The sequence below is a fragment of the uncultured Chryseobacterium sp. genome (genome assembly GCF_913776365.1).
Classification (GTDB): Bacteria; Bacteroidota; Bacteroidia; order Flavobacteriales; family Weeksellaceae; genus Chryseobacterium.
Genome location: NZ_CAJYMO010000274.1, coordinates 1 through 8,102 on the forward strand (window position 1 = coordinate 1; position 8,102 = coordinate 8,102).

General features: G+C 43.6%; 12 protein-coding genes. All 12 read left to right on the forward strand.

Features of this window, described 5'->3' with window-relative positions; all coding sequences use genetic code 11:
• Nucleotides 1-372, forward strand: a 372-nt coding sequence (locus QZ735_RS14355) for a hypothetical protein (RefSeq protein WP_294249691.1), incomplete at its 5' end; no start/stop codon positions are given.
• Nucleotides 373-415: 43 nt separating this feature from the next.
• Nucleotides 416-859 carry an ABC transporter permease gene (locus QZ735_RS14360; RefSeq protein WP_294249692.1) on the forward strand — a complete coding sequence of 148 codons (444 nt, stop codon included), beginning with the start codon at nucleotides 416-418 and terminating at the stop codon, nucleotides 857-859.
• A gap of 4 nt (nucleotides 860-863) precedes the next feature.
• On the forward strand, nucleotides 864-1,268 hold the full coding sequence (locus QZ735_RS14365) for a hypothetical protein (RefSeq protein ID WP_294249694.1): 405 nt from the start codon (nucleotides 864-866) through the stop codon (nucleotides 1,266-1,268).
• Between the two features lie 132 nt (nucleotides 1,269-1,400).
• Complete coding sequence (locus tag QZ735_RS14370) at nucleotides 1,401-2,396, forward strand: BtrH N-terminal domain-containing protein (protein WP_294249696.1); 996 nt, start codon at nucleotides 1,401-1,403, stop codon at nucleotides 2,394-2,396.
• Nucleotides 2,397-2,398: 2 nt separating this feature from the next.
• A complete protein-coding gene (locus tag QZ735_RS14375; protein WP_294249710.1) occupies nucleotides 2,399-3,154 on the forward strand; it encodes an ABC transporter ATP-binding protein in 756 nt (251 codons plus the stop codon).
• Nucleotides 3,144-4,409 carry an ABC transporter permease gene (locus tag QZ735_RS14380; protein WP_294249697.1) on the forward strand — a complete coding sequence of 422 codons (1,266 nt, stop codon included), beginning with the start codon at nucleotides 3,144-3,146 and terminating at the stop codon, nucleotides 4,407-4,409. Before QZ735_RS14375 ends, QZ735_RS14380 begins: the two co-directional genes overlap by 11 nt.
• Before the next feature lie 50 nt (nucleotides 4,410-4,459).
• Nucleotides 4,460-4,888 (forward strand): thioesterase family protein, encoded by a 429-nt coding sequence (locus QZ735_RS14385; RefSeq protein ID WP_294249699.1) that lies wholly within the window; start codon nucleotides 4,460-4,462, stop codon nucleotides 4,886-4,888.
• On the forward strand, nucleotides 4,885-6,024 hold the full coding sequence (locus QZ735_RS14390) for a beta-ketoacyl synthase N-terminal-like domain-containing protein (protein WP_294249701.1): 1,140 nt from the start codon (nucleotides 4,885-4,887) through the stop codon (nucleotides 6,022-6,024). The genes QZ735_RS14385 and QZ735_RS14390 overlap by 4 nt, the downstream gene beginning before the upstream one ends.
• 45 nt (nucleotides 6,025-6,069) lie before the next feature.
• Entirely contained in the window at nucleotides 6,070-6,669 is a 600-nt protein-coding gene (locus QZ735_RS14395) for a Uma2 family endonuclease (RefSeq protein WP_367117855.1), read from the forward strand.
• 90 nt (nucleotides 6,670-6,759) lie between these two features.
• Complete coding sequence (locus QZ735_RS14400; RefSeq protein WP_294249703.1) at nucleotides 6,760-6,984, forward strand: addiction module protein; 225 nt, start codon at nucleotides 6,760-6,762, stop codon at nucleotides 6,982-6,984.
• A gap of 137 nt (nucleotides 6,985-7,121) precedes the next feature.
• Nucleotides 7,122-7,661: a 3-oxoacyl-ACP synthase gene (locus QZ735_RS14405; RefSeq protein ID WP_294249705.1), complete on the forward strand. Its 540-nt coding sequence runs from the start codon at nucleotides 7,122-7,124 to the stop codon at nucleotides 7,659-7,661.
• A 95-nt stretch (nucleotides 7,662-7,756) separates the two neighbouring features.
• On the forward strand, nucleotides 7,757-8,014 hold the full coding sequence (locus QZ735_RS14410; RefSeq protein WP_294249708.1) for a phosphopantetheine-binding protein: 258 nt from the start codon (nucleotides 7,757-7,759) through the stop codon (nucleotides 8,012-8,014).
• The last annotated feature ends 88 nt before the right edge of the window (nucleotides 8,015-8,102 follow it).

Sequence of the window (8,102 nt, forward strand, 5' to 3'; positions counted from 1 at the left end):
TTTCCTTTCGTGATGGTCAACAGCATTTCCGGATATTCGGATTCCCACCTGATTGCAGGACTTGAAATCGGAGAAGATAATATCTTTGTCCATAATCATGTTTTCCAGGCTTCAGGCCTTATTGAGCACCAGGCACAAAGCGTAGCCCTTCATACCGGGTACTCTTTTTACCTGTTGGGGAAAGAAGCCCCAACGGGTTATATCGGAGCCATCAAATCTTTTGAGGCCGTCCGGTTACCTGAAGCAGGAGATGTTCTGGAAACGGAAGTGAAGATCCTGAATGAGGTCATGGGTGTAACGCTAGTGGATGCCGTAACGAAGTTAAACGGACAGGTAATTGCCACTGCACAGATGAAAACGGTAGTAAAATAACAGTTGGATCATCCGGCTGCCTACGGACATAAAAAGAAAAAAAATGGAAATCAGGGAAGATAACATCATTAATATTCATCACTTTCTCCCGCACCGTGAGCCGATGCTGATGACGGATTATATCCTGGAATTAACCCCGGAAAAAGTGGTCACCTCCTTTGTTATTTCCCCGGATAACATCTTTGTCCATAACCATGAGTTTGCCGAGGCCGGCCTGATTGAAAATGCAGCCCAGACCTGCTCTTCCATTCTCGGGCAAAGTTTCTTTGAGAAACCTGAAGCCGATACGAAAGTGATCGGCTTCATTACCAATATCAAAAAAATTGAAATATCCGGGTTGCCCAAAGTCGGGGATACCATTATTTCCAGAGCATCCCTGATTTCGCAGTTCGAGAACATCTGCCATATTTTTTGTGAAACCTTCAACGGGGATGAGCTGCTGATCCGCGCAGAAATCAATCTTTTTATCCAGGAAATAAAACACTGAACCCATGAAAAAACAAGACCTTCCCCAGGACGAAAGCAACCTGAAATCGGCTAATATGACCGAAGTCCTGTATGTAACGGATGAAAATGATAATTACACTACGGCCAACAGTATCGGCTGGGATGCCAAAAAAGCAGCCCTGGAAGAATCCATGGAACTGATCAGTGAAAGGATTGAAGACGCCAGGCAGCAGGTAGCCCGGGGCCAGGCAAGCCCCATCGTCTATTTTATGGAGCTTAATAAAATGGATATGCAGGTACTGGCTGCCTATGCCGGAATATGGCAATGGCGCGTGAAAAGGCATACCAAACCAAAAATATTCCGGACACTAAGCGAATCCGTACTGAAAAAATATGCCGGTGCTTTCGGTATTTCAGTGGATGAATTAAAAAATTTCAGCGGAAAGTAAGAAGATTTCTTCAGGAATTCCTGAGCATCAAATATAATAAAATCACCGGTCTTTCCCACGGTAAAAAGATAAAAACGGCAGATGAAACACAGGGTTTCCGTCTGTTATGTAAAGAACCAATAAGTTGCGCGAATGAAACTTAATTTTGAACACCACCAGACCGCTCACTGCGAGAACGGTGTTGCCTCCAATTTACTGCTTAACAAAGGCCTGAAACTCAGTGAACCTATGATTTTCGGCATCGGGTCCGGACTTTTTTTTGTATACCTTCCTTTTCTGAAAGTCAATTTCGCTCCCGGATTCAGTTACCGGCCGATGCCCGGTGCTATTTTCAGCAAGGCAGCCAAAAGGCTCGGTATTAAAATTAAAAGGATAAAATTTTCCGATCCGGGAGAAGCCCAGAGAGCCCTGGAAAGAAACCTTGAAAATAATATTCCGACAGGACTGCAGGTAGGCGTTTTCAACCTTACTTATTTCCCTGAAGAATATAAATTCCATTTCAACGCCCACAATCTCGTGGTATACGGAAAAGAAAACGGGAAATTTCTCATCAGCGATCCGGTGATGGACTATGTTACCACGCTCTCAGAAGCTGAACTGGAGAAAGTCCGGTATGCGAAGGGTGCATTACCGCCGAAAGGCCATATGTACTATCCTACCTTTATCCCTGAAAATGTAAATCTGGAAGAAGCCATAAAAAAAGGGATCAGGGATACCTGCAAAAATATGCTGGCCCCGGTTCCCATCGTAGGGGTGAAAGCCATCCGCTGGGTCGCCAAAAGCATCCCGAAATGGGCAGAGAAAAAAGGTTCTAAAACCACTAATCATTATCTGGGGCAGCTGATCAGGATGCAGGAAGAAATCGGGACCGGCGGCGGCGGATTCAGGTTCATCTACGGAGCTTTCCTCCAGGAAGCAGCCGTTATCCTGAACAACAGCCAACTGAAGGATCTTTCTAAAGAAATTACCGCCATCGGTGACCTTTGGAGGGATTTTGCGGTGGATATCGCCCGGGTCTATAAAAACAGGAACTCGAAAAGTGACATCTACAATGAGCTTTCGAAATCCATGCTCCATATTGCCGATCTGGAAGAAGCTTTTTACAAAAAACTGAAAAAAGCGATCTGATGATGGACAGGTATATTATTGAAATCAGAAATCTCTATAAGAAATACAAAAACGCAGAAGAATTTTCTGTAAATGACATCTCCCTGAATATAGACCGCAATGAAATTTACGGAATCCTGGGACCTAACGGTGCCGGAAAGACCACCCTGATTTCCATGCTTTCCGGGCTGATCAAACCCACTTCCGGATCCTTTAAGATCAACGGACTTTCTCCTCAGAAAGACGGATCCAGGTTACGGCAGATTATCGGGATTGTTCCGCAGGAATATGCACTTTATCCCACTTTGACGGCAAGGGAGAACCTGATGTTCTTCGGGAGCCTGTATGGCCTGAGCCATAAAAAACTCAAAACGGCCATCGAAGAATCCCTGGAGATCATGGGCCTGTCTAAATTTGCCGATAAAAAAGTAGAGCAGTTTTCCGGAGGTATGAAACGGCGCTGCAACCTTATTGCAGGAACCCTTCATCATCCGAAGGTGCTTTTTCTGGATGAGCCTACCGTTGGTGTGGATGTACAATCTAAAAAAGTGATTATCGATTTCCTTCAGGAACTGAATAAGAACGGTACGTGTATCATCTACACTTCCCACCATCTTTCGGAAGCTGAAGAATTCTGTACCAGGATCGCTATCATCGACCACGGGAAAATCCATGCTACGGGAACACCGGAGGAACTCGTTGAGAAAGTATCCCATGCCGAAAACCTTGAGGATGTCTTTATTTCATTAACCGGAAAAGAACTGCGGGATGTTGTATAAATTGTGGAGAAGCTTTATTAAGGAAATCCTTCTGCTGAGAAGGGATATCGGGGGAATCGTCATTATTTTCGTGATGCCGCTGCTGCTGATCATTACCATTACCCTGATTCAGGATTCCACCTTCAAAAACCTGGAAGGCACCAGAATTCCGGTGATCTTCATCGATAATGACCGGTCTGAAGTTTCAAAAAGCATCCGTCAGGAACTCGAAAACAGCAAAACCTTCGATCTGCTGACAAACTACAACGAAACCTCTGCAGAAAAAGCCGTATTTTCAGGAGATTACCAGATGGCGATCGTAATTCCGGCAGACCTGACGAAAGATATCGATTCCAACGTAGAATCCAAGGTGCAGGCCATTGTAAGTTCTTTTGGCGTGGAAACGGAAACCGCCCCGGTTCCGGAAAAGGTTTCGAAGGCAAAAGACATCCATCTTTATTTCGATCCCGCCACCAATATCGCGTTCAAGAACAATGTGATGAACTCCATCAATAAAATGGTTTTTGAAATCGAAAACAAGAAAATTTACAAAGCCTTTCAGGAACAGCTGGGAACCACTGAAGATTTGGGAAAGAGCAAAAGCCTGATCGGGTTTAAGGAAATCACTCCGAAAAAGGGCATAAAAGAGACGCTGCCGAATTCTGTTCAGCACAATGTTCCTGCCTGGGCGCTGTTTGCCATTTTCTTCATTGTAGTCCCGTTATCCATCAATCTTGTAAAAGAGAAGAGCCAGGGAACCAGTGTCAGGGCCAGAATCAGCCCAACGCCTTACTTTGTCCATATTTTAGGCAAGACCTTCACCTATCTTATCATCTGTGTGATCCAGTTCCTGCTGATGGTGGCCGTTGGGATTTACCTTTTCCCTTATATGGATCTTCCTCAGTTTGACGTTACCGGGAAAATGTTCCCGCTTATTGTGGTAACGGTATTTGCAGGGCTCGCCGCCATCGGCTTTGGTGTTCTGCTGGGTACGGTGGCAGACACCCAGGAACAGTCGGCCCCGTTCGGTGCAACTTCTGTCGTTGTCCTGGCTGCCATAGGTGGAATCTGGGTTCCGGTCTTCCTGATGCCTGAATTTATGCAGACCATTGCCGGCTTCTCCCCGATGAACTGGGGACTGAATGCTTATTATGACATTATCCTGCGCAACAGCAGCATCGGCGGCATTGCCAAAGAACTCATTTTCTTATTTTTATTTTATATTGTGATGGTGCTTGTTTCATTATTTTATGAACGTAAGCTCCATAATGTATAATGCATATCCTTGCTGTCTGCGGGCAGCTTTATTTATCGAAGAGAAACCATATGGAGTCTAAAGAAAACCTCATCAGCTGTACCGAAGAAGTACGGGTACGGTTCAATGAAACCGATCCGCTGGGAATCGTATGGCACGGCCATTACATCGTTTATTTCGAAGACGGAAGAGAAGCTTTCGGAAGGGAACATGGCCTGACGTATCTCGATATCCAGGCAGCAGGCTATGTGACGCCTATCGTGAAAAGCACCTGTGAACATTTTCTTCCTCTCAGATACGGGGAAACCTTCAGAATTGTCACTACTTTTATCAATTCCACGGCAGCAAAGCTGATGTACCGGTACGAGCTTTTTAACAAAGACAATAAACTGGTCTGTTCAGGAGAAACCATTCAGGTCTTCCTGGATGCTGACAATAATTTGTGTTTATACAATCCTGTGTTTTTCCAGGACTGGAAAGATAAAATGGGACTACCGTGAGAAAGGATGTTTATATCAGCGGTTACAACTGCATTACCCCATTGGGGTTCGATGCAGAATCCAATTGGAGGGCCCTGGCCGAAGGAAAATCCGGTGTATGCTTTACGCAGCCTGCGGACAGCCGGGAAGCTTTCTATGTTTCGGCCATCAGTAATGAACGGCTGAAAGCCGAATTTGAAAAGCAGTTCCCCGGACAGCATGCCTCCCGGCTGGAAAAAATGTTGCTGCTCAGCCTTAAACCTCTGGCGGAAAGACATACAATTTCAGAAAACACAGCGCTTATCGTATCTACAACAAAAGGAAATATCAGTCTTTTAAAGAACCAGCCTGCATTACCCGAAGGGGTTTTTCTTTCCGGCATGGCTCAGAAGATCGCTGCTTTTTTTGGTTTCAAAACTAAACCGGTCGTTGTCTCCAATGCCTGTGTTTCCGGAGTGATGGCCATCGCCGTAGCCAAAAATATGATCCGGACAGGAAAATACAAAGATGCATTCGTCATTGCCGGTGACGAGGTTTCGGAATTTGTGCTTTCCGGCTTCAATTCCTTCCAGGCGCTTGCAGACGGCCCATGCAGGCCTTATGATAAAAACCGCAACGGAATCAACCTTGGTGAGGCCGCCGCCGCCGTTTACATGACTTCAGAACCGGACGGGAATGAACAATTCAGTTTTAAAGTGTCAGGCGATTCCGCGATAAATGATGCGAACCATATTTCCGGGCCTTCCAGAACAGGCGACGGATTGTTCGCCAGCATCCGCAATGCGATGGACGAAGCTCAGGTTTCTTCGGAAGATATCGACTTTATTTCAGCCCACGGTACCGCTACACTCTATAATGATGAGATGGAATGCATCGCTTTTCACAGGATGGACATGCAGCATATCCCCCTGAACAGCATGAAGGGATATTACGGCCATACCCTGGGCGCTTCCGGGCTGCTCGAAAGCATCATGGCCATGGAAAGCGCCCTGAAAAACATGCTGATTCCGTCTAAAAATTTTAAAGATCCCGGCACCTCGCAGCCCCTCAATATCATTAAGGAAAACAAGACCGCCGACATCAGGTATATTCTGAAGACCGCTTCCGGATTCGGCGGCTGTAATGCGGCTGTTGTTTTGGAAAAGACACTGAATTAAGATTGGTAAAATATCATTAATTTATTATCAAACCAATTCTGCTGTATGGAACATTTTGTCACGGATATCAATGATTTAGATTCAGAGAAGACCTATACTTACAAGGAATACCTTTTATGGAAATTCAAGGAAAGAGTAGAGCTTATTAAAGGAAAAATTTTCAGAATGAGCCCTGCACCAAGTATCAGTCATCAGAATATTTCCAGGAATATCAACAAAGTTCTCGATCATTATTTTTTCGGTGAACCCTGCAAAGTTTTCTATGCTCCATTGGACGTTTTGCTTCCCGATAAGAAAAACCTTCAGAAGAAAATGACATTTTTACCGTGGTACAGCCGGATCTTTGCGTCATCTGCGATTACGAAAAAATTGCAGACGGTAAAAAATGCACCGGTGCTCCTGATCTGGTCATTGAAATCTTATCTTCCCGGCAATTCCAAAAAGGAAATGGATTATAAGTTCGATCTTTATCAGGAAGCCGGTGTACAGGAATACCGGCTGGTTTACCCGGAAGAAAAATCCATTAATATCTTTGTTTTGAAAGATGACGGATATATCGGCCTTAAGCCCATATCTGAAGGCCGGATTTTAACCTCATCCCTTTTTCCTGAAGTACAGGCAGAGGTAGATAAGATATTTGTATAAGAACTTCCCGGTAAGGGCATCAGACACACCTTGTTTTTAGAAAAAATATAGATAATAATTTTGTATTTTTGATGGACTTAAGTTTAAAAAATGGAATCTACTTTAGAAATCAGGAAAAGAATTCACGGGTTCATTGATACCGGGGATGAAAGGATCCTGCGTATTTTCAATGGGATTATGGATACTGAAGAGCAGGAAAAAGACCAACCGCCTGTTCCAGAATGGTTCTATGAAAAACTTGATAAGAGAAAAGAAAAATACATCAGTGGAGAAGCAAAATCATTTACCTGGGAAGAAATAAAAGCGAAGGAATGAATACAGAGAGGCTTATATCCGCAATTTCCTTATATCATTATTTTTGATGTGATCGATGATAAATTAGTTATACTATCGGTTTTCAACACTCATCATAATCCGGAGCGAAAGCCTTAATCTCTTTTTTAAATATATTCATGAAGAAAACAGATACCTGCCTCATCGAAAATTCAAAAATTATGCTGAATACCGAAATTGTTTTTGAATCTCCTGCTGCCAATTTTTCAGATTTCGCCAAAGAAGCTTATAAAAGCCTGGAACTGGGTTATCCTAAATTTCATAAAATGGACAACCTGAGCAAACTTGCTTTCCTGGCCTCTGAAATGATTTTAAAGGATGAAGACCACAGCCGTACCGCGCTGGTCTTTGCCAACAGGTCCTCCAGCCTGGATACGGATTTCAGATACCAGCAGAGCATCAATTCAGAAGAAAACTATTTTCCCAGCCCGGCCGTATTTGTGTATACCTTACCCAATATCTGTGTCGGTGAAATCAGCATCCGCCACAGGATGCAGACCGAGAATGCCTTTTTCGTCCTGGATGAATTTGACGAAGATTTTCTCAACACTTATTCAGCACAGATTTTGCATTCAGGGAAGGCCGACCGTGTCCTGTGCGGCTGGGTAGAACTATATCAGGAAAGTTACAAAGCTTTTGTATATTTGCTGACCAACTAATATAACAATTTAACGATATAACAATGTAACAATGATTTGTAGTCATCCATTGGTAAATTGGTAGACTGCTGGATTGGTACATTAAAATAATTTTTATGGAAAACTTAAGAGAAGAATTAAAACACAAAATCATCGAAGTCCTTAATCTTGAAGATATTGCCGTAGAGGAAATCCAGGATACCGATCCGCTTTTCGGAGGCGGGCTGGGTCTTGACTCCATCGACGCACTTGAACTGATCGTTCTTCTGGATAAGGAATACGGAATTAAACTCGCCGATCCCAAGAAAGGAAAAGAAATCTTTACTTCCATCGATACGATGGCAAAATACATCGAGGAAAACAGAACAAAATAAGTTAATATACCAATGTATCAATGTAACAGTTTATCAATCATTAGAATATGACACTGTTACATTGTTACATTGATACATTGTTACATTT

Coding starts and splice junctions, on each gene's coding strand:
- QZ735_RS14375 (WP_294249710.1), top strand. CDS start 2,399: ATGGACAGGTATATTATTGAAATCAGAAATCTCTATAAGAAATACAAA.
- QZ735_RS14380 (WP_294249697.1), top strand. CDS start 3,144: ATGTTGTATAAATTGTGGAGAAGCTTTATTAAGGAAATCCTTCTGCTG.
- QZ735_RS14360 (WP_294249692.1), top strand. CDS start 416: ATGGAAATCAGGGAAGATAACATCATTAATATTCATCACTTTCTCCCG.
- QZ735_RS14365 (WP_294249694.1), top strand. CDS start 864: ATGAAAAAACAAGACCTTCCCCAGGACGAAAGCAACCTGAAATCGGCT.
- QZ735_RS14370 (WP_294249696.1), top strand. CDS start 1,401: ATGAAACTTAATTTTGAACACCACCAGACCGCTCACTGCGAGAACGGT.
- QZ735_RS14405 (WP_294249705.1), top strand. CDS start 7,122: ATGAAGAAAACAGATACCTGCCTCATCGAAAATTCAAAAATTATGCTG.
- QZ735_RS14410 (WP_294249708.1), top strand. CDS start 7,757: ATGGAAAACTTAAGAGAAGAATTAAAACACAAAATCATCGAAGTCCTT.
- QZ735_RS14385 (WP_294249699.1), top strand. CDS start 4,460: ATGGAGTCTAAAGAAAACCTCATCAGCTGTACCGAAGAAGTACGGGTA.
- QZ735_RS14395 (WP_367117855.1), top strand. CDS start 6,070: ATGGAACATTTTGTCACGGATATCAATGATTTAGATTCAGAGAAGACC.
- QZ735_RS14400 (WP_294249703.1), top strand. CDS start 6,760: ATGGAATCTACTTTAGAAATCAGGAAAAGAATTCACGGGTTCATTGAT.